The 26,057-nt window shown below is 35.4% G+C and carries 25 protein-coding genes, 2 tRNA genes and 2 other annotated features; of the genes, 10 read left to right on the forward strand and 17 right to left on the reverse strand.

Going from position 1 to position 26,057, the window contains the following annotated elements; all coding sequences use genetic code 11:
- Nucleotides 1-359: 359 nt before the first annotated feature.
- From IGI43_RS06180 to IGI43_RS06195, 4 genes are all read right to left on the reverse strand, one after another.
- Nucleotides 360-806, reverse strand: a complete 447-nt coding sequence (locus tag IGI43_RS06180; RefSeq protein WP_438756946.1) for a hypothetical protein — start codon at nucleotides 804-806, stop codon at nucleotides 360-362.
- A gap of 87 nt (nucleotides 807-893) precedes the next feature.
- Entirely contained in the window at nucleotides 894-1,193 is a 300-nt protein-coding gene (locus tag IGI43_RS06185; protein ID WP_438756947.1) for a hypothetical protein, read from the reverse strand.
- A 7-nt stretch (nucleotides 1,194-1,200) separates the two neighbouring features.
- Entirely contained in the window at nucleotides 1,201-1,695 is a 495-nt protein-coding gene (locus IGI43_RS06190) for a nucleoside deaminase (protein ID WP_438756948.1), read from the reverse strand.
- 126 nt (nucleotides 1,696-1,821) lie between these two features.
- Complete coding sequence (locus IGI43_RS06195) at nucleotides 1,822-3,903, reverse strand: DNA topoisomerase III (protein ID WP_438756949.1); 2,082 nt, start codon at nucleotides 3,901-3,903, stop codon at nucleotides 1,822-1,824.
- A gap of 186 nt (nucleotides 3,904-4,089) precedes the next feature.
- Between IGI43_RS06195 and IGI43_RS06200 the strand changes: the two genes are divergently transcribed.
- Nucleotides 4,090-4,803, forward strand: a complete 714-nt coding sequence (locus IGI43_RS06200; protein ID WP_438756950.1) for a DsbA family oxidoreductase — start codon at nucleotides 4,090-4,092, stop codon at nucleotides 4,801-4,803.
- A gap of 88 nt (nucleotides 4,804-4,891) precedes the next feature.
- Here the strand turns inward: IGI43_RS06200 and IGI43_RS06205 are convergent, their stop codons facing one another.
- Nucleotides 4,892-5,257, reverse strand: coding sequence for a DUF1033 family protein (locus tag IGI43_RS06205; protein ID WP_438756951.1), 366 nt, complete (start codon nucleotides 5,255-5,257; stop codon nucleotides 4,892-4,894).
- Nucleotides 5,258-5,482: 225 nt separating this feature from the next.
- On the opposite strand from IGI43_RS06205, the gene IGI43_RS06210 reads away from it, so the two are divergent.
- Nucleotides 5,483-5,878, forward strand: coding sequence for a hypothetical protein (locus IGI43_RS06210; RefSeq protein WP_438756952.1), 396 nt, complete (start codon nucleotides 5,483-5,485; stop codon nucleotides 5,876-5,878).
- Between the two features lie 149 nt (nucleotides 5,879-6,027).
- On the opposite strand, the gene mnmA is transcribed toward IGI43_RS06210, so the two are convergent.
- The 5 genes from mnmA to IGI43_RS06235 form a co-directional block, all read right to left on the reverse strand.
- Nucleotides 6,028-7,152 carry a tRNA 2-thiouridine(34) synthase MnmA gene (mnmA, locus tag IGI43_RS06215; protein ID WP_438756953.1) on the reverse strand — a complete coding sequence of 375 codons (1,125 nt, stop codon included), beginning with the start codon at nucleotides 7,150-7,152 and terminating at the stop codon, nucleotides 6,028-6,030.
- A gap of 211 nt (nucleotides 7,153-7,363) precedes the next feature.
- Nucleotides 7,364-7,705: a DUF1831 domain-containing protein gene (locus IGI43_RS06220; protein WP_438756954.1), complete on the reverse strand. Its 342-nt coding sequence runs from the start codon at nucleotides 7,703-7,705 to the stop codon at nucleotides 7,364-7,366.
- 82 nt (nucleotides 7,706-7,787) lie between these two features.
- Nucleotides 7,788-8,933: a cysteine desulfurase family protein gene (locus IGI43_RS06225; RefSeq protein WP_438756955.1), complete on the reverse strand. Its 1,146-nt coding sequence runs from the start codon at nucleotides 8,931-8,933 to the stop codon at nucleotides 7,788-7,790.
- A gap of 84 nt (nucleotides 8,934-9,017) precedes the next feature.
- Nucleotides 9,018-9,914, reverse strand: a complete 897-nt coding sequence (gene rarD, locus IGI43_RS06230) for an EamA family transporter RarD (protein ID WP_438756956.1) — start codon at nucleotides 9,912-9,914, stop codon at nucleotides 9,018-9,020.
- A 129-nt stretch (nucleotides 9,915-10,043) separates the two neighbouring features.
- Nucleotides 10,044-11,009 (reverse strand): ribose-phosphate diphosphokinase, encoded by a 966-nt coding sequence (locus tag IGI43_RS06235; RefSeq protein WP_438756957.1) that lies wholly within the window; start codon nucleotides 11,007-11,009, stop codon nucleotides 10,044-10,046.
- A gap of 242 nt (nucleotides 11,010-11,251) precedes the next feature.
- On the opposite strand from IGI43_RS06235, the gene IGI43_RS06240 reads away from it, so the two are divergent.
- From IGI43_RS06240 to IGI43_RS06255, 4 genes are all read left to right on the forward strand, one after another.
- Nucleotides 11,252-12,448 (forward strand): serine hydrolase domain-containing protein, encoded by a 1,197-nt coding sequence (locus IGI43_RS06240; protein ID WP_438756958.1) that lies wholly within the window; start codon nucleotides 11,252-11,254, stop codon nucleotides 12,446-12,448.
- A 192-nt stretch (nucleotides 12,449-12,640) separates the two neighbouring features.
- The gene (locus tag IGI43_RS06245) at nucleotides 12,641-13,396 is read left to right on the forward strand and encodes a metal ABC transporter ATP-binding protein (protein WP_438756959.1); all 756 of its coding nucleotides are present in this window, start codon (nucleotides 12,641-12,643) and stop codon (nucleotides 13,394-13,396) included.
- Nucleotides 13,393-14,250, forward strand: a complete 858-nt coding sequence (locus IGI43_RS06250; RefSeq protein WP_438756960.1) for a metal ABC transporter permease — start codon at nucleotides 13,393-13,395, stop codon at nucleotides 14,248-14,250. Before IGI43_RS06245 ends, IGI43_RS06250 begins: the two co-directional genes overlap by 4 nt.
- Nucleotides 14,247-15,176 carry a metal ABC transporter substrate-binding protein gene (locus tag IGI43_RS06255; protein WP_438756961.1) on the forward strand — a complete coding sequence of 310 codons (930 nt, stop codon included), beginning with the start codon at nucleotides 14,247-14,249 and terminating at the stop codon, nucleotides 15,174-15,176. The genes IGI43_RS06250 and IGI43_RS06255 overlap by 4 nt, the downstream gene beginning before the upstream one ends.
- A gap of 42 nt (nucleotides 15,177-15,218) precedes the next feature.
- Here the strand turns inward: IGI43_RS06255 and IGI43_RS06260 are convergent, their stop codons facing one another.
- From IGI43_RS06260 to IGI43_RS06285, 6 genes are all read right to left on the reverse strand, one after another.
- Nucleotides 15,219-16,757, reverse strand: a complete 1,539-nt coding sequence (locus IGI43_RS06260; RefSeq protein ID WP_438756962.1) for an ABC-F family ATP-binding cassette domain-containing protein — start codon at nucleotides 16,755-16,757, stop codon at nucleotides 15,219-15,221.
- A 605-nt stretch (nucleotides 16,758-17,362) separates the two neighbouring features.
- Nucleotides 17,363-18,559 carry an amidohydrolase gene (locus IGI43_RS06265; protein WP_438756963.1) on the reverse strand — a complete coding sequence of 399 codons (1,197 nt, stop codon included), beginning with the start codon at nucleotides 18,557-18,559 and terminating at the stop codon, nucleotides 17,363-17,365.
- A gap of 15 nt (nucleotides 18,560-18,574) precedes the next feature.
- Nucleotides 18,575-19,408, reverse strand: a complete 834-nt coding sequence (locus tag IGI43_RS06270) for a MetQ/NlpA family ABC transporter substrate-binding protein (protein ID WP_438756965.1) — start codon at nucleotides 19,406-19,408, stop codon at nucleotides 18,575-18,577.
- A gap of 23 nt (nucleotides 19,409-19,431) precedes the next feature.
- A complete protein-coding gene (locus IGI43_RS06275; RefSeq protein ID WP_438756966.1) occupies nucleotides 19,432-20,112 on the reverse strand; it encodes a methionine ABC transporter permease in 681 nt (226 codons plus the stop codon).
- 27 nt (nucleotides 20,113-20,139) lie between these two features.
- Entirely contained in the window at nucleotides 20,140-21,210 is a 1,071-nt protein-coding gene (locus IGI43_RS06280; protein ID WP_438756968.1) for a methionine ABC transporter ATP-binding protein, read from the reverse strand.
- Nucleotides 21,207-22,055: a MetQ/NlpA family ABC transporter substrate-binding protein gene (locus tag IGI43_RS06285; protein ID WP_438756970.1), complete on the reverse strand. Its 849-nt coding sequence runs from the start codon at nucleotides 22,053-22,055 to the stop codon at nucleotides 21,207-21,209. The genes IGI43_RS06280 and IGI43_RS06285 overlap by 4 nt, the downstream gene beginning before the upstream one ends.
- 67 nt (nucleotides 22,056-22,122) lie before the next feature.
- Nucleotides 22,123-22,374 (reverse strand) — a binding site (T-box leader).
- 97 nt (nucleotides 22,375-22,471) lie between these two features.
- Nucleotides 22,472-22,706, reverse strand: a binding site (T-box leader).
- Nucleotides 22,707-22,898: 192 nt separating this feature from the next.
- Here IGI43_RS06285 and IGI43_RS06290 point away from each other — a divergent pair.
- From IGI43_RS06290 to IGI43_RS06300, 3 genes are all read left to right on the forward strand, one after another.
- Nucleotides 22,899-22,971, forward strand: a tRNA-Thr gene (locus IGI43_RS06290).
- Between the two features lie 256 nt (nucleotides 22,972-23,227).
- Nucleotides 23,228-23,422 (forward strand): DUF2568 domain-containing protein, encoded by a 195-nt coding sequence (locus tag IGI43_RS06295; protein WP_438756971.1) that lies wholly within the window; start codon nucleotides 23,228-23,230, stop codon nucleotides 23,420-23,422.
- A gap of 75 nt (nucleotides 23,423-23,497) precedes the next feature.
- Entirely contained in the window at nucleotides 23,498-23,992 is a 495-nt protein-coding gene (locus IGI43_RS06300; protein WP_438756972.1) for a GNAT family N-acetyltransferase, read from the forward strand.
- Between the two features lie 69 nt (nucleotides 23,993-24,061).
- On the opposite strand, the gene rpoN is transcribed toward IGI43_RS06300, so the two are convergent.
- Nucleotides 24,062-25,387, reverse strand: coding sequence for an RNA polymerase factor sigma-54 (rpoN, locus tag IGI43_RS06305; protein WP_438756973.1), 1,326 nt, complete (start codon nucleotides 25,385-25,387; stop codon nucleotides 24,062-24,064).
- A gap of 59 nt (nucleotides 25,388-25,446) precedes the next feature.
- Here rpoN and IGI43_RS06310 point away from each other — a divergent pair.
- Nucleotides 25,447-25,518, forward strand: a tRNA-Arg gene (locus IGI43_RS06310).
- The last annotated feature ends 539 nt before the right edge of the window (nucleotides 25,519-26,057 follow it).

Raw genomic sequence — 26,057 nt, forward strand, 5'->3', positions numbered from 1 at the left:
TTATTCAAAATAATTATTCACTTACACAGTTGGTTGGGACTGTCAAAATGAATCAAAACGAAGAATAAAATAAACCTACATTCATTATGTGTGTGTGGAAACTCTTTTTATTAAATTTAGAATGATTCCAATTTAGAGTATACTCCTTTTATTGCAAAATACAAATGTTTCTGTGCATTTTTCATTAAAATTTTCCTTTGTTCTTGCAAAAAAATAAGAAAAGTGGGTTTAAATGATGGAATATGAAAAAAACACTTCGAGCGAAATGCTTTTCTTCATTGTAAAAATTTTGTTTAGATAATAACTACACAGCTAATTTTTTTCAAAATGATCTATTTCTAGACCAGATGATTCCTATCTCAAACCCCGAAAGTCACAATTTCCCATGAATTCCAAAAGTGTTCTTTTTTCAATAACCACATCCAATTCGTATAATTAGAGCCTGGTGTAAAACCAGAATTTTGATTATTTTCTAATCCGACCTCGAAATCAGAGTACAATACAATAAAGTCATTTTTATCCGTATTTTTTACATTTCTAATTTCTTGATTCTCTTTAAAATAATTTTTGATTTCCCTATTCGATTTTTCTTCATCATAATAAAGGCTAGTCATCTCACAATGAACAAAATCTTTAAATTCTTTCCTCACACGAGCGACAGCTGTGTTGATTTCGCTCTCCTTAAAATTTCGTGATTCTCCAATAGTGATGACTACATTTTCAGTTTTCCCTTTTTTGCCACTTATTGAAATACTATAACCAATCACAAGAGTCAACAATAGAAAAATCCATATTTTTTTTGCCATCTACTTCACCTCAATAGCACTATTACTACAATATGATTGTTGTTTAAGTTCTATCCTTATTATCATTTCTGGTTAAAAATTTATCTTTTATTCCAACAGCCCTTTTTCTGCAGAATAGTCCATATATTTATAAACTTTCTCAATTTTGTCTTGCTTCACTTGCTTTATTTTCTCTTGCGTAAATCCTGAAATGATCCCTTGCTTATGCAATTCTTCGATCATCGCCGTCAATTGATAGAATTCAGTCAACAGTTGTTCTTCATTCGTTTCATCGGCTCTTGATGGATGATGATCGTCAAAGCCAAATCTGATTGCTTTTGACAATGCTTGCTGGATTTCTGCACATTCTTCCATCGCAACTAAGGCTAGATATTCATTTTTTTGCATCGTTTGACTACTCCTTTTCTTCGCGTTCTGTTTGAAAGTAATCGACATAAACTGGAACTGCCTCTTCTTTTAACACGCCTTTAGCAACTTCAGGTCTATTTGGGCTTTTAGAAAAAATTTCTTCACTTCCAATCATGATATTAAAACCGGCGATCGCGGCTAATTCATCGTGTGATAAACTAAAAACCATTCTGCCTAAAGTACTCCAAACCATCGCGCCTGCACACATACAGCAAGGTTCACAACTTGTATAAAGTGTGTATTCAGATAAATCAGTTATTTTTTGGTTAGAACAAAAATCACGGATGATCCCTAATTCGGCATGGTAGGTTGGATCACTTTCAGTATGTATCTGATTTTCTCCAGTCAAAACAACTTTATTATCTTTTACGAGTAATGCACCAAATGGTTCATTCCCGTGTTTTGCAGCAGCTTGGGCTAGTTCTAGTGCTTGTTTCATGAATTTCGTATCTAATTTTTCTTGCTCGGTATTTAGTATCATATTTTATACACTCTTTTCTGATTGTTATTTTGTCTAAATTATAACATGAAATCAAGCGGTTTCATGTTATAATTTTAAAACCATCAATCCTCACTGCTTCTGAGAATTGATGGTTTTGATTAAAAATCAATCTTGTTTCATTGCTGCTTTCAACGCTTGTGCCAACGCACTTTCTTCTGGTTCTTCTTTTTGCGAGTACTTTTTCATCAACTTACGTTCTTCATGTTTCGTAAGCTTCTTGTTGCGTTCTTTTTTATCCTGCATTTTTTCTGTGATTGAGCAGTATTTACATTTGAAATAAGCGCCATTTTTCCCATCAATGATTTCCATTTTACGATGGCATTGCGAACAACGATGGTTGGACACTTTAGGGTCTTTTCTGCGGCGATAGCTACAATCTTGATTGGAACACACGTAGATTTTACCATCCTTAGTATTTTTCTCACGTAAGTTTGAGCCGCATTCCGGGCATTTCTTTTGTGTGATTGAAAAATCTTGGTATTTGCTTTCGCTTTGTTTGATCTCATTGACTAATTTTTTTGTATCTTGTTCGATTTCTTTTAGGAAAACAGTACTACTCTGTTTGCCTTTGGCGATTGCTTCCAGAGTTTTTTCCCATTTTTCTGTTAGCTCAGGTGTTACTAAAGATGGGTTGACTAGTTCAAGCAACTGCTTGCCTTTAGGCGAAACATTCAGCCCGTTGGTATTACGTTCCATCAACTCTGACTTGATCAATTTTTCAATGATTTCTGCACGAGTGGCTGGTGTACCTAGGCTGTGTTTTTCCATCAAACCAAGCAACGTTCCTTCGGTCAATGGTTTTGGTGGTGCAGTCAGTTCTTTATTGATAGTGAAATTCGGTGGAATCACCATCCCTAATTTCCAGTCGACAGATGGGATAACATCTTCTTTTTCTTGTTTCCAGCCGGCAACTTCAACTTTGCTTTGACGGAAGATAAATTGCTCTTTGCCAAAGTTCACTGTTACTTTTGTTTGTTTTGTCCGATGGGCTTCAGCAAACATTCCTAGAAAACGAGTGACGATCATATTATAGATTTTTTGTTCATCTCCACTTAACTTCTCATAACGCGGACGTTGTTCAGTTGGGATCAACGCATGGTGATCTGTTACTTTTTCGTTTTGGAATACTTTGGTCAACTTGACTTGACCGCCCTCTTTGATATACGTTTTGACTTCTGGTGCAAAATCACTCACCGCTTGCAAACGTTCTTTCATCGTTGCTTTCATATCTGTGGTTAAATATTTGCTATCCGTTCTTGGATAGGTCACGATTTTATGAAATTCATAAAGACTTTGAACCAGAGAGAGGGTTTTCTTCGCTGAAAATTGATAGCGCTGATTGGCTTCTCTTTGGATTTCAGTTAAATCATAAGGCAAAGGAGCTTGTTCTGTTTTACTTTTTTCTTGTATATCTGTTACTTTACCTTTACCTTCGCTTAATTTTTTCACAAACGCTTCAACATCGTTACGTTCTTTAAACGCATATGGGTTATTTTGGACTAGTTTAGCTTTTTCTTTTTGAACTTGTAACTCTACTGAGAAATACGTTTGCGGTCTAAAGCCTTCGATTTTCTTTTCTTGTTGACGGACTAAAGATAATGTTGGCGTTTGTACACGTCCAGCAGATAAACTATCTTGATATTTCACTGTTAATGCTCTTGTGACATTCAATCCGACTAACCAGTCTGCTTTGGCGCGAGCTAATGCAGAATAATAGAGGTTATCATATTCTTTCGCTGGTCTTAATTTTTTAAATCCATCTTTGATCGCTTTATCTGTTTGAGAAGAGATCCATAAGCGTTTGACTGGTTTATTGAAATGTACATATTCTAAGATCCAGCGAGCAACAAGTTCTCCCTCACGTCCTGCATCTGTTGCAATAACTGCCTCGGTGACATCTTTGCGGTTCGCCAATTGTTTGATTGCCTTTAATTGATGCCCCGTTTTTGGTAAAGGTTTGATCCCTAAATTTTTAGGCACCATTGGTAAAGTTTCCATTTGCCAAGATTGCCATTCTTTATTGATATCTTCTGGCATTTTTAAACCTAAAAGATGTCCTAATGCCCATGTCACGATCACATTTGGACCTTCATAATAACTTTTATTTTTTTGATTTGCGCCTAGTACTTTACTTAAATCTTTGGCAACACTAGGTTTTTCAGCAATAATTAGTTGTTTATTTGCCACTTTATTCACTCACTTTCTCAATTCCCTATGCAAATTGAATCAATCTCTAAAAGGTCAATAGGTTAATTTTACCACACTCTGCTTATTCTTTTCGCCTCTTATTAAGCATTTTAATTGAAATGTAAATAGAAGAATTCTATACTTACTAATTGTAAGCACTAAAATAATGATTTTTAAGGAGAAACTATGATCACAATTGAATTTTTTCACGATGTTATCTGCAGTTTTTGTTTTCCCATGTCGTATAGAATGAGACAAGTCCAAAAACAAATGCCGGAAATAAAAATTATTCATCGCTCTTTTGCTTTAGCTAAAGATAACGAAGACCATGAGCAAATGTTTGGTTCAAGAGAAAATGCCAAAAACGAGATTTTATCCCACTGGGTCCACGCTAATCAAAATGACGATCTTCATCGTTTTAATATTGAAGGAATGAGAGAAGCTAATTTTCTTTTTCCAACTTCTATGAATGGTTTACTTGCTGCCAAAGCTGCAGGCGTCGTAGCAGGCGAAGCTGGTTATTGGATGATCTTTGATGCGTTGCAAACAGGGTTGTTTGTAGATAGTCAAAATATTGATGACCTCGCTGTGATCGAAGCGATTGTTAAAGAGAGTTCGATCGATTTTGATAAATGGCAACAAGCTTTGATTGATCCAGCTACTTTAACGTTAGTTGAAGATGACTTTCGTTTGGTAAATGCGTATCAGCTTACGGGTGTCCCAGCACTGATCATTAACGGGAAGTACCTAATAAACGGTGCCCAACCAATGGATCAAATCATCCAAGCAATTCAAACAATCAAAGAAAAAGAAATGACGACTCTTGAAGTGCTTGAAACTAGTGATTCGGAAAATAGCTCATGCAAGATGGAAGATGGAAAATGGGTCTGTAAGGATTAAATTGCCGCTCTATTTATATTATTAGACAAGTAAAAGTCAAGGAAACAATACACGTATACGTGAACTTGTTTTCTTGACTTTTACTTATCTAGACCAAACTTGATTTACAACATTTCGGCTTGGCACAATCATTATGGCGCTCATGAAAATCGTCGCCGCTTTCAAACGTTACCGCCTGTAAATCTTTCAATAAAGCTAATCCTTTATATTGTTGCAGATCCTCATCACACTCTTCACACCAGCGTTCATCTCCAGCATTCCAGAAGGCTGCTAAATAATTCACTTTTGTATTTATGTATTCATATGTTGAAGAGAGTTCTTGCCATTTTTCTATGTAGTAACGCTCTGCATCTTCTAGACAATCAAATGATTTATTTTCTTCGATATCTTCTTGCCAGTCTTCAAAAAACCACCAAGGTTCATTGTCTCCATATATTGTAACAACTTGATACATTGATCTATCACTCCAATTCTTTATACAATAGCTATTTTAGTCACTTAGTACAAAACTTTCAACTTAAGTGCTTGTGAAATCTTTTTTTGTTTTAACAAACATTATTTTGATTCTACAATGAAATTTATTATACGAAAGAATAAACCTCGATTTTTCTTTATTTGATTGCCAATAGAAATAGCATTTGCTAAAATATGGAAAGAACAGAAAGGAACATTTCTTATGATGAAAAAACCTGCATTTTGGAACTCTTTTGGAATTTATTTGCTTCTATACAATAATATCTTAATTATTATCGCTTTAATCATGACTTTAAAAGCAGTAGTTGAAGGTCATAGTTCCTTCACTTCTGAAATTTGGTATCAACTTTTGATTTTTCTTGTCTACATAATTGTCATTGCAGGACTATTATCTGGTGGAAAAAAAGGCTATCTTCTCACTATTCTTTTTATTCCATTTATTTTTTTGCAATACTTTTATCCACCGATTATGGTCAGTCTTTTTCCAAAATCAATTATGTTGGCTTTTCGCATAATTGAATTAGGTTCAGCTATTTACTTAATTTGTGCTTCTGAATCAAGGGCTTACTTAAGGAATTATAATAAAAATAATGACCATTAAACTATCGATCGAATCGAAGGAACGCTTTTTTACCAGCATAAAAACTCAAACAACTATATAACTGTTGAATGATTAGTCCAACAGTTATATAGTTGTTTTTTTTCACGAATACTCGTTACCGATCTTAAAGTTATTCTGATTCATAAAAATCAAATATATTGTAATACTTTTTCTTCTTGATAGGCTTGATCGATCAAGCCACCACCAAGACATTCCATGCTATCATAAAAAACAACTGCTTGTCCTGGAGTGATAGCGCGAACTGGCTCAGAAAAAATGACTTTAGCAGTCGTGCCGTCACCTGTCAACACAACTTTGACTGGTATGTCGTCTTGACGATAACGGAATTTTGCGCTGCATTCAAATTCTCTCGGCATTTCTGTGTCTACTGTGAAATGAATCTCGCTGGCATCCAAGTGTGTCGCATATAATTGTTCATGGTGAAAACCTTGGCCAACGTATAATGTATTAGTCGCTAAATCTTTACCGATCACAAACCAAGGTTCTTGCGAGCCTTTGCCACCACCGATACCTAAGCCTTGGCGTTGACCAATCGTATAATACATCAAACCGTCATGCTGCCCTTTGATTTCACCGTCTAAAGTGACCATATTTCCTTTGTTTGCAGGTAAATAGGTACTCAAAAATTGTTTGAAATTTTTTTCTCCAATAAAACAAATTCCTGTTGAATCTTTTTTCTTCGCTGTGGCTAAATCAGCTCGTTCAGCAATTTCTCGAACAACAGATTTTTCCATGCCGCCTAAAGGAAACATCGTTTTTGCTAATTGGGCTTGAGATAATTGGCTCAAGAAATAGGTTTGATCTTTATTATTATCCACACCACGCAACATGCGCACAGTGCCGTCTTCTTTTCGTTCAACTTGAGCATAATGCCCTGTAGCTACATAATCTGCTCCTAGTTGCATTGCGTACTCTAGAAAGGCCTTGAATTTGATTTCTTTATTGCACATCACATCAGGATTTGGTGTCCGTCCTAAGCGATATTCTTTAAGGAAATAGTCAAATACACGATCCCAATATTCCTTTTCAAAGTTGACTGAATAATAAGGAATACCGATTTGGTCAGCAACTTTCGCTACATCTTTGTAGTCTTCGGTGGCAGTACATACACCATTTTCATCCGTGTCATCCCAATTTTTCATAAAGATACCCACGACATCATAGCCTTGCTCTTTTAAAAGCAACGCCGTAACAGAAGAGTCTACACCTCCGCTCATGCCAACAACGACACGAGTTTTGCTGTTATCTGTCATTTGATCACCATCATTTCAATTTAGATTCTGAACTCATCTACGATTTGAAGGTCGTAACTTTTCAGTGATACTTATTATACTAGTATTTTATAAGAAGTAAAGATATTAAGGGCAATCAACTTGCTTCTTAGTATAATTTTCTTTGTTTTGTATGTTGGACTATAAAAAAAATAAGACTCAATCTTTTTCGATCTTGTCTTATTTCCAAAATTTAAGCTTTTTCCAAAACGCCTCGACTGATCATACCATCCATCAAGAAATAAAACTTCTCTTGACTCATTGCGTGAGATTCGTTTTTGAAAATATTCATCGCTTTCAAACCATTCGCTGTCGTTACTGACATTTTTAGTGTTTTCAAATCTTCAGCGATCGTGATTTTTAATTTAAAGCCTTCTTTACTTTGTGGTGTCCCATCCAATGGACGGATCAATTGAAAGTTTCCAGAATTCGTTTCTGTGAAGCCATTGTCTTTCAATGTATATTTTTTAGCTTGCTCATTTACTTTATAAAATACTGTACAGCCTTCTACTGTTGCTTTTTCTTTAAATGCCATTTTTCCACCTCTTCATTCATTGTCTCTTTTATTATAGATGGTATGCTTTCTTTTTACTAGCTCTAATCCTAATTTTCTTAAATTACTGCTTAATTTTTTTGATCGTTTCGATTAATATTGCTGTAAATTGTTGAATCTGTTTTTCATCATTGCCAAAACCAAAGCTAATGCGCACAGATTCTTTGATGGCTGAGTGATTTTTGCCGTACATTGCTTCTAAGACATGAGAAGGTTCCACTGTTCCAGCCGTGCAAGCTGAACCCGTTGATATCGCAACACCTTTTAAATCTAAATGCATCAGTAATAAGTCACTGGAGACACCTGAAAAGTGTACATTTAAAATATGTGCTAGCTTTTTTTTAGGATCGCCATTAACTTGGTAAGCAATCTGGGCTTTGTCTAGTTCGGTCAAAATAATTCTCTCAAAATCAGCATATTTTTCATGGCGGTATTCTTTTTCGTCGTCAGTCAAAAGTTCAACAGCTTTACCCATTCCTGCAATACCAGCTAAATTTTCAGTTCCTGCCCGACGTTTTTCTTCTTGTTCTCCACCATGTAAAAAAGAAGGTAGCGAAATCTGATCATTTTTAAACAAGAAACCGACACCTTTTGGTCCGTTGATTTTATGAGCAGAAATACTTAGTAAATCAATACCCAAGTCATGAGGTAAAATTTTTTGTGAACCATATGCTTGTACAGCATCTGTATGAAAAACTGCTGGATGAGTCTGTAACAATGTTCCGATTTCTTTGATTGGCATTAAATTGCCAATTTCATTATTACCATACATCACAGAAACCAATGTCGTATCTTCCCTTAATGCTTTCTCCACATCTTTAACTGAAAGGTTTCCCTTCTTATCCACAGGTAAATAGGTGACCTCAAAGCCCAAACTTTCCAGATACTTCATTGTCTCTAAAACAGCTGGATGTTCAATCGCAGTCGTAATCAGATGCATTCCTTGTTCTTTTCTAGAAAGTGCCGTTTCAATGATTGCTGTATTATCCCCTTCTGTCCCACCGCTGTTAAAGATAATTTCATGTGTCTTCACGCCAAGACTGGCAGCGATCACCTGACGTATATCTTCTAATTTGCGATGTGCCTGTCTGCCAAAGGTATGGATACTAGACGGATTACCAAATGTATTGGCTAATTCACTGGCCATTATCTCAATAACTGACGGATGTACTGGTGTTGTTGCTGCATGATCTAAATAAATGGGTTCCACTGAACTCGTCCTTTCTAAAACAGTTTTAATGAGATTAGTTTAACATAACCAAAAAGGTTCCTCAAAGATTGATTCTTATGCTATTTAATTGGCAAATCGTTTTTCTTTACGATAGGTATAAATATTACCATACGTAAAAATTGCAATACCAACCCAAATAAAACCAAAGGCGATAAATTGTTCTGAGGAATAAGGTTCGTGGTATAAAAATAGTGCAGATATCAACATTAACGTTGGGCCAACATATTGAATAAAGCCTAGAATAATATAAGGAATCTGTTTTGCTGCTTGCGCAAAAAGTAATAACGGAATCGCTGTAACAATTCCTGCGCCCATCAATAATAGATTAGCTGATACTTCGTAATGCATAAACCCTTGTCGCGAAAAGAATATAAGATAAATCAAGGCAACCGGCAAAATGACAAACGTCTCAATCGTCAAACCAGTATAGGAACTTACTGTAACACCTTTTTTTATCAATCCATAAAAACTAAATGTAACAGCCATAATCAGCGGTGCATAAGGAATTTCTCCTGTCTGGATCGTTAATAATAAAACTCCTGTCAACGCTGATCCACAAGCAATCATACCAGAACGACTCAATTTTTCCTTCAAGATCAGCGTTGCTAACAAAACATTGACAAGGGGATTCATATAATAACCTAAACTAGCTTGGGTCACATGCCCTTGACTGACCGTGTAAATAAACGTAAACCAATTGACTGAAATTAAAATAGCCGCACAAATAATCGCAACTAATTTTTTCTTATCTTGTAAAACAGTTTTGACCTCAGTCAAAAACAATGACCATTTTTTCGTGACTAAAATATAGATGATCATAAAGACAAAAGACCAAACAATTCGATAACACAAAATATCCAGCGGATCGACCATAGGTAACAACTTCCAGTAAATTGGAATGATCCCCCAAAAAACATACGCAACAAATCCTAATAAAACACCCTTTTTCTGTTCTTTCACATGTATAACTCCATTCTTTTATTCATACTCGTTTTCTTGACTATTTTTTATTTGACCGACATAAATACTAAAAGGAGGTTCAGTCTAAAACAATAACTGAACCTCCTTCTTAATTTAAACAGAACGTTATTATTTCTCTTCTAAACGAAACAATGGGCTCATTGGTGTGTTTTCATGAATTCGTTTGACAGCTTCACCCATCAGTTCAGCACAAGAAACAATGCTCAAAGCTTTTGGTTTACGCTCTTCAGAAATGAAGACAGAGTCAGTCACACAAATTTGTTCGATCGGTGATGCATCTAGCGTCTCTTTTGCCCCTTTAGATAGTAGGCCGTGAGAGGCACAAGCATAAATACTTTTTGCACCATTTTCTTTTAAAATAGCTGCCGCAGTCGCCATCGTACTGCCAGAATTTAAAATGTCATCGACTAAAATACACGTCTTATCTTTAACCTCTCCGATCACATAACCTGAGCGTACACCGTCTACTTCATCTTGATCGATGATCGCTAATGTTGCATCTAAATACTCAGACAAACTTCTAGCACGTTGTACACCACTGTTTTTAGGGGAAACCACAACGATGTCTTCTCCTGTCAACTGCTGCTGGCGGTAATTATGAGCGAATAATGGCATTGTGAACAGATTATCTACTGGAATATCAAAGAAACCTTGTACTTGAACGGTATGTAAATCTAACGTCAACACACGTGTAGCTCCTGCTTCTTCTAATAAATTGGCAACTAATTTTGCAGTAATCGGTTCTCTTGGTTTGGCTGTCCGATCTTGTCTAGCATATCCATAATATGGTAAAACGACATTAATTGTTTTAGCACTTGCTCGCTTTAACGCATCAATCATGATCAATAATTCCATTAAATTATCATTGACTGGCAGGTTGGTCGACTGAACAAGAAAAACATGGTCCCCACGAATACTCTCTTCGATATTGATCTGAATCTCTCCGTCACTAAATTGGCGCACCGTACTTTTTCCCAGTTCAGTCCCGACAACTTCAGCAATTCTTTCAGCTAAAGGGCGATTGGCATTCAAACTAAAGATTCGTAATGTTTTATCCTTGTATTTTTGGGTCATGATTTCCTCCGTGGTCTAGATATTTTCTATTCTTATCGTTAAAAACTTCAAATTCTATTCTAACATTGATTCCTAAAAAAATCATGAATCTTTTTCTTTCTTGTGACAAAAATTTGAAAATATAACGACTTTTGAGCGAAGAAAATTCGTACTTACAAAACTGTTCGTTAAATCCGCTACAATCATATTGTTTTTTTGCGCTGTATAGGTAAAATATATACTAGTCAGAGGAGGTTTTACGTATGCATCATAAGAAACACCATAAAAAAAGCAATCCTTTTATTCCTGCATTCATTCTCTTCATCTTAATCATTTTAATTGGAATTGAAGTCTATCTTTTATTTTTTCAACATCATCCTGAATCTGATATTAAGAGAAATTCAAGTGAGACGATTGCGAAAACAACAGAATCTACTCTCCCTTCTACTCAAAACATACAGCAAATTGAAAATAAAGACATTCAGCCTACTTCTGATTTTGCTAAAGAATTAAATCAAAAACTAGAGGATATTCAGTTTGTTGGTACAGCTTTAATTATTCACAACGGACAGATTATTTTGAAAAAAGGGTTTGGCTATGCTAATTTTTCTGAAAGCCGACTAAATAATTCTCAATCTACCTTTCAAATTGGTTCAATCCAAAAAGCGTTTACCGCGGCTCTTATTTCGCAACAAATTCAAGCTAAGAAGCTTTCGTTAGATGATACACTAGACCAGTTTTATCCAACTGTTCCAGATAGCAAAAAAATAACAATTCGTCAATTACTCTCAATGACATCTGGATTGCAACAAAAAATCAAACCCACGATCATGATGTCTGATGAAGACTTTGTTCAATTTGCCATTTCTAATGCAACCATGAGCGATTATGGTAAATATAGGTATGAAGCAGTCAATTATTCAATCTTAGTTGGCATTCTAGAGCAGTTGACAGGAGTTTCTTACCGTACACTATTTACACGAACATTTATTCACGAACTCAAGTTATCGCATACTTGTTTCTATAATGACTTTGTAAAATCAACAAATAGAACTTATGCCTATGAAAAATCCAACAATAAAAATGTTGCCTCTGAAATCAAAGATAATAATTTAACCTTTGATCAAGAAGTTGGTACCGGAAATGTTGGTATGACCGTTGATGACCTTTATTCATTTTATTCAGATTTATTTGAAGGAAAAATTATTGATCAACAAACCATCAATGAACTTTGGACTCCAGAAACTGAAGCAAAATACATGGGTGGTCTTTACAACTTTTCAACTTATATTAAGGGTCACGGAAATGAAGCAGGCTTTGAATCAAACTCAATGATTTCCAAAGATCGAAAAAATGCTGTAATTTTATTATCAAATCAATATCCTAAAAACAAATCACATTCAGAAGTGGTAAGTTCGATTTTCAATTTACTTGGCCCATATCAAAGCAAACCATATTAAGTAGGAATGGGTTGGGACAAAGGCGTTGCTTTTGCTCCCAACGTTTATTCGGATTCCTTAAGGCTAGGACATAACTCGTAAAGTTATGCCCTAGCCTTCTCTTTATTTTTAGGCTTACCTAAAAAAAGATTGATTTCAATTTAATTTTGTCATATACTCATTTTAAGGCGAACCTAAAAAGGAGGTTTTTTTATGTCTATAAATAATAATAACATTACAATCGAGCATTTAACTGTTAGTTATCAAGGCCAAAAAGCCTTAGTCAATATTTCTTTACAAGTTTCTGCTGGAAAAATCACTGGAATCATCGGTCCGAATGGTGCAGGAAAATCTACTTTTCTAAAAGGAATGCTAGGGTTGCTTAAGGTAGACTCTAGAACGGTATTTATAGGAGATCAACCTCTTAATACTCAAAAGAAAAGAATCGCTTACGTCGAACAACGTAGCGCATTAGATCTGTCTTTTCCTATCAATGTTTTGGAGGTCGTTCTTCTAGGGACTTATCCAAAACTTGGGATCATGAAACGTCCTGGGAAAAAAGAAAAAGAAGAAGCTTTAGCCGCTCTAAAAACAGTTCAACTAGAAGAATTTGCTAAGCGTCAAATTGGTGAATTATCAGGTGGCCAATTACAGCGAGTATTCATCGCTCGCGTCCTTGCACAAAAAGCAGATATCATCGTCTTGGATGAACCTTTTGTGGGAATCGATATGACAAGTGAGAGGGTTATCATGGATATTCTTAAACAATTAAAAGAAGCTGGCAAAACAATTTTGATCGTTCATCATGATCTTCATAAGGTCACTCATTATTTTGACGAAGTGATTATTTTAAAGAAAAAACTGATTGCAAATGGTCCTGTCGCAACAACGTTTACTAACAAAAATATTCAATTAGCCTATGGTGACACAATGGGCGATATTATTATCAAAGGAGTGGCTGACACATGATTGCAAATTTTATTGATGGTTTGGTTCGTTACCAATTTTTACAAAATGCTTTGATCACTTCGATCATTGTTGGATTGGTTTCAGGAATCATTGGTTCATTTATTGTTTTACGAGGAATGTCCTTGATGGGGGATGCGATTTCACATGCAGTACTGCCAGGAGTTGCCGCTTCTTATATGTTTGGTGTCAATTATATCTTTGGCGCATCGATTTTCGGAATTCTGGCTGCTTTATTGATCGGATTTATTACACAAAAAAGTCAATTAAAAAATGATACGGCGATCGGTGTGGTTTTCAGTTCATTTTTCGCCTTAGGAATCATTATGATTTCTTTCGCAAAAAGTTCAACTGACCTTTATCATATTCTTTTCGGAAATGTTTTAGCTGTTCGAGATTCTGATATTTTGATTACTGCAGTCGTTGGAATCATTGTATTGCTCTTTGTCGGAATCTTTTACAAGGAGTTGCAAATCACCTCTTTTGACCCAACTATGGCACAAGCTTATGGTCTAAATGTTCAATTTTTCCATTATGCATTAATGTTTTTGCTAACGTTAGTGGCTGTTTCATCTTTACAAACAGTCGGAACGATTTTAGTGATCGCTATGTTGATTACTCCGGCTGCGACTGCTTATCTATTGACGAATCACTTACCGACAATGATCGCTTTAGCCTCTCTCTTTGGGATATCTAGTTCAATCATCGGTTTATTCTTTAGCTATTCGTATAACCTGGCATCAGGCGCTACGATCGTTTTGACTGCCGCAGCATTTTTCATTTTAGCCTTTTTATTCTCACCTAAAAAAGGACTATTTTTTGTCAATAAACAGAAAACGGAGGAACCAACTTTATGAGAAAAAAAATACTCTTTATCACCGCTTTAGCTAGTTTATTTTTATTAGCCGCTTGTCAATCTAAGTCTACAGATACCTCAGACAAAGAAAAGATCAATGTTGTTGCTACTAATTCGATTCTTGCAGATATGATCGATAATGTAGGGAAAGATTTAGTCAATCTGCACAGTATCGTCCCTGTCGGAACAGATCCCCACGAATATGAACCACTGCCAGAAGATGTTGCCAAAGCATCAGAAGCAGATGTTTTGTTCTTCAATGGACTAAACTTAGAAACAGGCGGCAACGGTTGGTTCAACAAACTGATGGAAACAGCAAATAAAAAGGAAGATCAAGACTTTTTCTCCGTAAGTAAAAAAGTCGAACCTATGTACTTAACCAGCGCTGGACAAGAAGACGAACAAGATCCACATGCTTGGTTAGATATTCAAAACGGCATTTCTTATGTCGACTCAATCAGAGATACCTTAAGTGAAAAAGATCCCAAAAATAAAGCGACTTATGAAAAAAATGCCAAAGAATATACTGAAAAACTTGCCGCTTTAGATAAAGAAGCGAAAGAAAAATTTGCAGATATTCCAGAAAATAAAAAACTACTGGTCACAAGCGAAGGCGCCTTTAAATATTTCTCTAAAGCCTATGGATTAACAGCTGCCTATATTTGGGAAATCAACACAGAAAGTCAAGGAACACCTGATCAAATGAAACAAATCATCGATCAAATCCATGAAACTAAAGTTCCTGCTTTATTTGTTGAAACAAGTGTAGACAAACGTAGTATGGAGCGTGTGTCAAAAGAAACGAATCTACCGATTTACAGTACGATTTTCACTGATTCCATTGCGAAAAAAGGAGAAGATGGCGATAGTTATTATGCCATGATGAAGTGGAATTTAGATAAAATCCATGATGGCTTAATGAAATAAAAAATTGCTTCTAACATTGTTTAAAATGTTAGAAGCAATTTTTTATTGGATCATTTCTTCAATATTGATCACACGATCTGTGATATCAAGATAAAACTCTTCTTCATGAGAAACAATGACGATCGTTCCTTGAAATTGCTGAATCGCTTGACGTAAGCTTTCTTTTGCTGCTGCATCGATATGATTCGTTGGTTCATCTAAGAATATAATATTGCTAGAATCCATCGTCAACTCGCTTAGTTTTACCTTCGTCTGCTCTCCTCCACTTAATAGTCGTAGCTGTTGATTCACTAATTTATCAGGCAATCCACATTTGGCTAAATACGTGCGAATTTCTTTTACTGTTTTTTTCGGAAAGCAATCACTTAAATAGGCTAACGGAGTCAAATAATCATTTTCCCACGTCAAATCTTGTGAGAAATAAGCAATTTTTGTATTTGCTGGATACTGATATTCACCGCTAATTGGCTCAATTTTCCCCGTTAAAGTTTTGATCAATGTCGATTTTCCGATTCCATTAAAGCCCTTGATCGCCACTTTTTCTCCACTGTGAACAGATAGATCGATCGGTGCTAATAATGGGTCTGAGTAGCCGATCACTAATTCATCCGTAATCAATGCCAAACTCGCGACGATTGGTTGATAAGGAAATTGAATTTGTGGTTTTATTAAACTACCTGGCGGCGCCATGCGTTCTACCCGGTCTAATTGCTTTTGACGACTTTTCGCCATGGTCGCACGATTTCCTGCTTTGTATTTACGGATATACGCTTCCGCTTTTTCAATTTTGGCTTGTTGGGCATGGTATTGCTTTAAGTAGCTTTCTTTGTTTTGTTCTTTTTGAGCAAACGATTTTTCCACATTCCCCGTGTATTTTGTTAATTTGCCAAATTCAATATCACAAATACAATTCGTTACAGCATTTAAAAAGTGATAATCATGAGAAACTAAAATAAAGGTTCCAGCAAAATCATTTAAATAATTGATCAGCCACTGAATATGCGTGTCATCTAAATAATTGGTTGGTTCATCCAATAGTAAAACATCCGGTTCTTCTAAAAGAAGCTTTGCTAAAATAACTTTAGACCGTTGTCCACCACTCAATTCGTTCATTGGACGATCTAATCCAATCGCTTCAATTCCCAAACCATTAGCAAGATCATTGATGATCGTATCGACTTGATAAAAATCACTTTCATCGAGCTGCGTTTGTAAATTTCCTGCTCGTTCTAATAATTTGTCTGCACCACTTTCGCCATATTCTGCATATAACTCATTAATTTTATCTTTGATTTCGTATAATGGTTTGTATGCTTGGTGTAAAAATTCATTGATCGTACTATTTCCAATAAGCTCTACATATTGATCTAAATAACCGATCTTAGTATTATTTTGCCACGTAATCGTTCCATCATCTGCCAAGATTTCACCTGTTAAAATCTTAACTAAGGTTGATTTCCCCACTCCATTTTGTCCAGTTAATCCCATGTGATCTCCTTTATTGACACGAAGAGATGCATCTTCATAAAGAATTTTTTCGCCGAAGCGTTGGGTTAAGTGTTCGATTGTTAATAGACTCATATTTTTTCCTCTTTTCCATTGTCACAAAGATTTTTTTGCTCTCTTTGCTGTTCATTTATTGTAAATTTTAGTAAGTTTCTGTTTTATCTATTCAATATTTAAACGTTGTTCAAACAATGCTTTCGTACGTTTAGTTAAAAGGTCATTTGCTTATCAAACAAAAAAACAAGGAATCAAATAGGCTCCACCTATCTCATCCCTTGTCGTTAATAACAAAGGACAACGCACGAAACACGTTGTCCTTCAATCAGCTCTATAAAAATCAAGATCATCGTCAAAAGCAACACTAAATAAGACTACCGCTTAGTCTCAAAAATTCAGTATTTTTTTAGACGATGAAGCGTTCATTTTATTAGGCTCCACAACAATGCTTCATCACATTCATTTGTTGGGAGCTGCTTCTTTTTACAAATTTATCTGAAAGAAAAAACATTCTTAATCACCTTTCTTTACAAAAATAGTTTAACATAATTGTTTTTAAAAGCAAGAATATTGCTAAACTCTCTATCCTCTTTGTACAATTTAAGGAGTTTTTTAGCGAGTGCAATAAAAAAGTATAATTATTCAAGTTTATACTACTTCAATAATTATACTTTTACATGTTGCTATCCGATTGAATTCAAATACGTTAATGCATAGCGCACATGAAACTCTGTCGCCAACGCCAATCCTGCTTCATCAATATCAAACTTTTCATGATGATGGCCATAGTGTGTCTCCGGATCATCTAAATTTCGAGTTCCTACTCGACCATAAACGCCAGGTGCTTTCAGTAAAAAATCAGCAAAATCATCCGCGCCTAAGCTCTTTGTATGATCCGTTACGACATTTTGACTCCCGACAATTTCAGCTGCTACGTTTTGTGCCAATTCAGTTGCCGTATCATCATTTATCAGAGGGCCTGCTGCATCATGAATATGGAAAGACGAAATTTTGGTTCGATGGGCTTCAGCAATTTGATTGGCTATCTGCTCCACACGTTTTAAAACGAATGCCCGCGTTTCATGACTGAACGCTCTAACAGTTCCTTCGATTCTTGCATGATTGGCGACAATATTATATCTGGTTCCAGCATCAAGTACACCGATTCCAACAACAACAGGATCCAATGGACTAACTTCTCTTGCTGCTATTTTCTGTAATTCCACAACGATACTTGCCGCAGCTAATACAGCATCCCGCCCAACATTTGGTTGCGCCACATGACTGCTTAATCCTTCCACTTCGATTTTAAAAATATCACAAGAAGCATTAGTGGCTCCTTTAGTTGCAACTAATTTACCAACAGGAACACTTGAATCTAAATGAATCCCGAATACTTGATCGATATTTTCTACAAAACCACCCTCGACAAACTGACAAGCGCCAGCACCGATTTCTTCTGCTGGCTGAAACGCTAGTTTGATCGTTCCAGCAAAATCATCCTGATGGTTTTTCAACACTTTTGCGGCACCCAACAAAGCTGCCGCGTGACCATCATGACCGCATGCGTGATTTAATCCGGGATTTTTAGATTGGTACTCTTTTCCGGTTGCATCTTCTAATTCCAGCGCATCGATATCTGCCCTTAAAATAATTGTTTTACCAGGTTTTTTCCCTACAATAGTGCCCAGTACTCCTGTTTCTCCTACTTCTTCAAATGGAATATCTAGCTTGTTCAGTTCCTCTTTGATTCGTTTAATTGTTTCAAATTCTTTCAAACTTGCTTCAGGATATTGATGGAAATGACGTCTAAGTGCAATCACTTCGTCTGCATTTTGCTGAATTTCTTCTTGAATCGTTTGTTTTGTTAGTGTAGTCATATGATCATCCTCCTCTTATTTTCTGCCAAATGTTTCCCAAGCTGGAATACTTGACCCTTTTGTTGTTTCTTCAATGACTTTTTTTGTCGCTTCTTGTTGATAGGTGTCGACTACTTTGTTATACGTTTTATTGTCTTCATCCTCTTTACGGGCAACAATGATATTGACATAAGGTTTAGAGGTTTCATCCACAGGTTCTAAGAAAATCGCATCTTTTGTCGGGATTAAGCCAGCATCTATAGCCATTACGCTATTGATCACAGAGGCATCGATATCTTGAAGTGCTCTAGCCGTTTGTGATGCATCTAATTCCGTTATCTTTAAATTTAATTTGTTTTCTGTAATATCACTTACGGTTGGTATTTGTTTTTTCACAGAATCTACTTTGATCAGCCCGGCACTTTGTAATAACAATAATGCACGCCCGCCATTTGTCGTATCATTTGGAATCGCGATTTCAGCACCATTTTTAAGTTCTTTTACATTTTTGATTTTAGAAGAATAAATCCCTAATGGCGCACTGACCGTATTACCGATCGAAACAAGATCCGTTTTGTGTTCTGCATTATAGTTATCTAAGAAAATTTGATGCTGGAATGAATTCAAATCTATTTCTTTTTCTGCTAATGCAGCATTTGGTTGTGTAAAATCAGAAAATTCAACAAGCTGCAGGTCTATTCCGTCATCTTTCAAACGTTCCTTTACTGATTCTAGTACTTCATTATTCGCACCAACAACACCTATTTTTACGGTTTCATTCTTTTCACTTTTAGCATTTCCAGCAGAACAGCCTGCTAATACAAATCCAATGGTCAATGCTAATCCGATAATTTTAATTGTTTTTTTCATTTAAATTTCCTCTTTTCATTTTTTTAATGGGATGTTTTCTTGATCAATGTATTACTTATAAATTGACTGGCAAATACTAAAACTAAGATAATCAACGTCGCAACAACTGTCACATCCGTTTGGAACCGATTATAGCCTCTGGTGATCGCTAAGTTTCCTAACCCACCAGCGCCGATTGCACCAGCCATAGCGGTTAAACCGATCAAGTTGATGATCGTAACAGATGAGACTCGAATAATACTTGGTAGGCCTTCAATTAAGTACACTCTAAAAATAATTCCTAAAGGACTTGTTCCCATTGATTCTGCGGCTTCAATCACACCTGGATCAACTTCTAATAAGGCGTTTTCGATTTGACGTGCAAAAAATGGAATCACCCCTATCACTAGTGGCACTAAAGCAGCCGTGGTTCCAATCGTTGTTCCTGTTAAAAAACGAGTGATCGGCTGAATCAATGCCAACATGATGATAAAAGGAATGGATCTACAAACATTGATGATTTTTTCTAAAATACTATAGAGAACATTATTTTTTAAAATCCCATTAGGACTGGTTGCTACTAGAACAACGCCAAGTAATGTTCCTAAAATTCCTGCAATAATTGCTGTCCAAAAGACCATATATAAGGTCTCGATCGTGCTATCAATAAATTCTTGTTTTAATAATAAGACATTTGGAAAATATTGTTGTAAAAAATGCTGCATAATGATCACTCCTTCTCTTGTTTCCGTTTATATAACATGTAATGGTTGGATATTTTCTTCTGGTTCATTCTTTTTCAGCACTTTGATTTTTACACCTTGTTTTTGTAAAAAGTCTAATGCTTTTTCTCGTTGATGTTCTTCGCCAGAAAGTATTACGATCAAATTACCAATTGGAACCTGTTGCAAGATTTCCACATTTCCATATAAAATATTCGTAACTACATGATATTTACTATAAAGCTGAGCAATCAGCGGTTCACTTGTCTGCTCCCCTACATAAGAAAATTCTACCAATACTTCATTTCCACTCAGATTCGTCAAACTTGGATGCTGAATAATAGTTTCCAGCGCTTGATCGATATGTGTTGCTGTTCTTATAAAGTCCTTCGTCAAGGTTTCTTTTGGTTGACTGAAAATTGAAACAATATCTTTTTGTTCGATCACTTGTCCATCTTCCATCACAGCGACTTTGTTGCAAATTTCTTTCACAACTTGCATTTCATGGGTAATCAAAACAATCGTCAAACCTAATTCTTTATTTAACTTCTTCAATAAGTCTAAAATCTGAATCGTTGTTTTAGGATCTAATGCGCTTGTTGCTTCATCACATAACAATATTTCAGGATCATTCGCCAACGCTCTAGCAATAGCTACCCGTTGTTTTTGTCCGCCAGATAATTGACTCGGATAAGCCTCTTTTTTATCTGAAAGACCTACCAGTTCAAGCAATCGTTCAATTTTTTTTTTTCGTTGTTCTTTTGAAAGATTAGAATATTTTAGAGAAAAATCAACATTAGCAAAAATCGTGCGTTCTTTCATCAAATTAAAATGTTGGAAAATCATCCCGATATTTTTACGCTGTGCTCGCAGTTGCTTCGGTGAAAAACTAAGAATATTTTTGCCATTGATAATGACTTCTCCTGCTGTTGGTCGTTGTAGTAAGTTGATCACGCGAACTAAAGTACTTTTCCCGGCTCCTGAATAACCAACAATGCCAAATACATCTTCTTTTTTGATCGTTAGAGAGACGTTTTTCACTGCATCGATTTGTTGTTTTTTCTGATAAAAGGTGACATCTATATTTTTTAATTCGATCATTTTTGTTCCTCCTGTAATTCTTTTGGTATAAACCAGTAATCTCCTTGGTTATGTTCTTTCAAATATTTTTTGAATTCATTTGAATGATAAGCTTTCACTACAGCTTGTGCCCACTCACTCTCTTGATTTTTTTCATCGACCGTTGCGACTAATTCATATTCTTTTAACACATCTTCTGAAAGTAAACTGTCATTTGGATCAAGCTTCGCACTGTAAACAATACTTCCAGGGATTACTGCATAATCTAAATCTTGCAAACTTCTAGGAATTTGCGCTGATGACATTTGGATAAGCTCTAGATTCTTAGGATTACTAACAACATCTTCTTTTGTTGCTTTAACTGGATCAATTCCTGTTTTTAATTTGATCCAGCCAGCTTTTTGTAAAAGATTAAAGGCTCGTGCGGTATTTGAAGCGTCATCAGGAATTCCTATTTTATCGCCTTCTACTACTTCATCTAGTGTATTTCTTTTTCCTGGAAATAGTCCTGCTGGAACAGTCGGAATCGCTGTAATTCCAACCAAATGAGTTCCTTTATTCTCATTGAAATTAGTTAGATATGCGGTGTGTTGGTCGACATTTAAATCAATTGCGCCTTCTGTCAACGCTACATCTGCTTGGATCAATTCTGTAAATTCAGTTTGTTCTATTCGATAGCCATCCTTTTCTAAGATGGGTTTGACTGCTTCTAAAAATAATTCGCTATATGGCCCAGGTGAAGTCCCGACTCGAATAATTTTCACTTCTTTTTCTTTGTTTGCTGCAGAGTTTTCACTCTTAGCACATGCTGCAATCACAACGAACCCTAGCAAAATAAATGCTATATTCAAAAACTTTTTCTTCATGTATCGTCCCTCCATCATTCTTATTTATAAAAAGAAAAAAGCGTCCTCAAATGTATAAATTTATACATTTGAGGACGCTTTTGCGTGCTACCACCTCTATTTGATATCCACTCACATGGATATCCTCGTCAAGTACGTCGATCAATGATCGATTATACTCTAGCATAGTAACGGGTGCATCCGTCGCTGTCTTATGAATTACTCACTCGAAGCGCTGCTCAATGGCCATTTTCCAGATTTCGTTTATCGCTTGTTTTCAGCTACCCAAGCTCTCTGTTAGATATCGTTTCATCTGTACTTTCCATCTCATTGCTTTGTTTATTTAGTTGTTTGAAAACTCAATGTGTTTTTTACTCTTTTGTATTGTTGTATTCATTGTAACGAGCATAAAAATAGCCCTCCACCAGCTTATGCTAGTAAAGGGCGAATAATCGCGGTACCACCTTTGTTTTAAAGTAATAATTATTACTTTTCTTAGACCAAGTCTTATAACTTGTCGCTTTGATAACGGGTGCTTTCCCGAAGCTGCTTACCTATCAACAGCTTATCCTCATGAGACCATCTTCAACTCTTATATGCTTATCTCTTTTCACCAACCGAGACTCTCTACTAAAGCACGTCCAAATTTACTCTTCTCTTCAACGGACTATTATTCTTTTGTTGTTACGTTGTATTCTACTGGAAAATAAATACTATGTCAAACACTTTTTATTACAAAAATAAAAAAGACTAAAAAAGGTTTATTAAGTATGTCTCAAATCAAATTCGCTATTCTCTCCAGACTGAAAAAACGTTGACAAATATTTGGAACTAAGGTAATCTGATATCTGTATTGTGATTATTGCCGCCTTAGCTCAGCTGGTAGAGCACCACCATGGTAAGGTGGGGGTCGACGGTTCGAATCCGTCAGGTGGCTTATCAAAACATGCTGTATCCTTAGAGAATAGAAGGATACAGTTTTTTTATAGTTTTATTGACCGCACCTTAACACAACTGTTATCATTAAACAAAACAAAAAATCGCCAGAGAAAATAGGTGTCTAAAATGATCAAAGCACTCAACAATAGCATCCGATTCCTGCTTGAATTAATTTCGATTGGTTTAATCATCACCATCGCTCTTAAAGTAGATCCTCTTATTTTAAAAATTATATTTAGTTTCGGTTTTCCAATTTGTACCATTCTTTTTGGAGCAACTATATGGCTCCTTTAGCACCAAAACGTTTCAATAACATGCAACGAATAATAACTGAAATTATTTTGTTCGGAGGCATTGGCTTTTTGACCTACTTCATCGGAGATCAAAAAATTGCCTTGATTTATTTGATACTGATAACGTTCAATACTATTTTTGATCATATACTTTAACTATATGAATATGTTCTATTTTGATCTAAAAACAATTATACTAAAAGAAACTATATTTTTTAAGAGGTGAAAATAATGTCTACTAGTAAAAATATAATGCTCGAATTCTATCAGGAGCCTGATCAAGAACTCTATTCAATCCTGACCAAAGATATTCGTGTCATGCGTTATATCACTGAAAGAGCAGAATCTCAAAGAGAGGCTGCTGAAAATTTCAACAAAATTTTAGCATATAATGCGACTTATCATGATCAAACTGGTTATTACAAAGTCTTCGATCAAAAAAATTATATTGGTTTTGCAAAATTATCTTGGGATAAAGATAAGAAAATTGAGATTGGCTATATGCTATTGCCAGAATACTGGGGGCAAGGCTATGCTAACCAAATTATTGCTACTTTGTTGGATATAATAAAGCATTCTAAAGCATTATCCCAGGCTAAAGTTTATGCTATTATCGATCCAAATAATGGTGCTTCAAAACATCTTTTAAAAAAATATCACTTTGTATCTGTTTGGCAAGGAATTGAAGATGGATTACCTTCTGAACATTTAGTTTTGCAGTCTTAGTCCTTGATCCTTTATTAAATAGAACGAGAAGAAGAGACGCAACCATTGTTAGTTTTATCTCTTCTCCTTCTATTCATCGTATCTCTTTCGTTTAGAAGACGCTGGAATCCCTAATGCTTCTCGATACTTCGTAACCGTACGGCGGGAAATTTCGATTCCTTTTTCTTTTAACAAGTCTACAAGTTTCTGATCAGAAAGAGGTTTGGCTTTGTTTTCGTTATCAACTAAAACTTGTAATTGTTTCTTTATACTGCTGGTTGACGTTTCTTCCCCTGTACTCTCATTTGATAAGCCATGAGAAAAAAATGAGCGAAGTTCAAACACTCCAAATTCTGTTTCTAGATATTTACCATTAACTGTCCGACTGACCGTTGATTCATGGATGTTCAAAGAATCTGCAATTTCTTTAAGCGTCATTGGTTTTAGGGGGCGATCTTCTTTAAAAAAGAACTCTTGTTGACGTTGAACGATTTCTATCCCGACTCTTAAAATCGTATCACCCCGTTGAATGATCGTTTTTTTTAGCCATTCAAATTCATTTTTCTTTTCTTTAATATACTCTTGAACTTCTTTGTCATCTGTTGCTTGCATTCGGTCAAAATAAGCTTGTTGAAATTGAATTGTTGGCGTAGCCGTTTTATTAGAAAGAACTTTCAGTTGATTCTCTTTGATGCGTAAAGTTAAATCTGGACGGATATACAACCCAGAAGTTGACTCAAAAATACTTCCTGGAGCTGGTGTCAACATCTGAATATAATCAAAAATCGTTTGGATCTCTGACAATTCTACATCAAATTTTTTTGCAATCAATCCCCATTTTCGATTAGCCAAATGATCGAATTCTTCTTCAATAACAATATAAGCTAAATCAGGTGCAGTATCATCCCGTTCAATTTGCAGCAACAAACATTCACGCAAGTCTCTTGCACCAACACCTGCTGGATCTAATTGTTGGATCAACGTCAAAGCATCCAGCATTTCAATTGCTTTTGCACCTGTTTTTTCAGTAGCTTCATCTAAGTCGATCATCAAATAACCATTTAAATCAATATACTCAACTAAAAATAAAATCAGTGTTCGCAAATAAGTATCTCGATAGTTCAAATGAATCTGGTCAATCAAATATTCAAAAAGCGACATATGGTTGTCAGGAATTTGATTTAAATAATTAGTTTCTTCATTTGTATAGGTTCGACTGCCTGAATCGGGAAAATCTCCGTAATTTGTCTCTGTCTGAATGTCGATCAAAGGATTTTCCAACGATTTAGTTTCTATGTATGCAGAAAGTTCTTCTGTATTGTATTGTAAAATCTGTATTGATTGCTGTAATTGTTGGGTCATTGCAAGTTTTTGAACTTGTTTTTGTTGCTGCGATAGCTGTTGTTCAAATTTCATTATTTTTGTCCTTCCCCTTGTAATTTATTGAAATATCAGCTAAACTAGTATTCGTGCTTGCGCCCTTAGTGTAGTGGATATCACGTAAGATTCCGGTTCTTGAGACGGGGGTTCGATTCCCTCAGGGCGCGTTTTTTATTTTTTCACTATACGTTACATCGTGAGGATCACTAATAAATCCGTTCTAAAATTGATTATAACATATTTTTATAATGATTATTTAGTTGAATCTTTGAGATATAAATAGGTTAGCGACAAACTTGAACTTATTGAACTTTCTTGTTATTTCAAGAGAGTTTTTTTCTTGCAAAAATGGAACCTTATTTTATACGATTCCATTTTTAATACTCCAGCTATTATTTTTACATCATTAACTGACCGTACATCGGCCTTCGTCACGTCAACAATGCAACTCATCGTTATTACTGAAATAGCTAAGAATACTATAATATGACTAGTAATTTATATATATTTATCATTTTTCTATCGATTTCATGGAAAAATTGATGGAAAAAAATTGTTTTTTTATGTTATTATTATCTTTTGAAAAATACTTTAGATAGGTAGTGGATAACATTGAGCCATCGTCACACAAGGTTACTACTTGTTTCGCTTATTTTAGCTCTCACTGAATTTATTATCAGCCGTTATTTTAATCAATTTTCAATTA

It is taken from the genome of Enterococcus sp. AZ126, from assembly GCF_051714545.1.
Taxonomy (GTDB): domain Bacteria; phylum Bacillota; class Bacilli; order Lactobacillales; family Enterococcaceae; genus Enterococcus_L.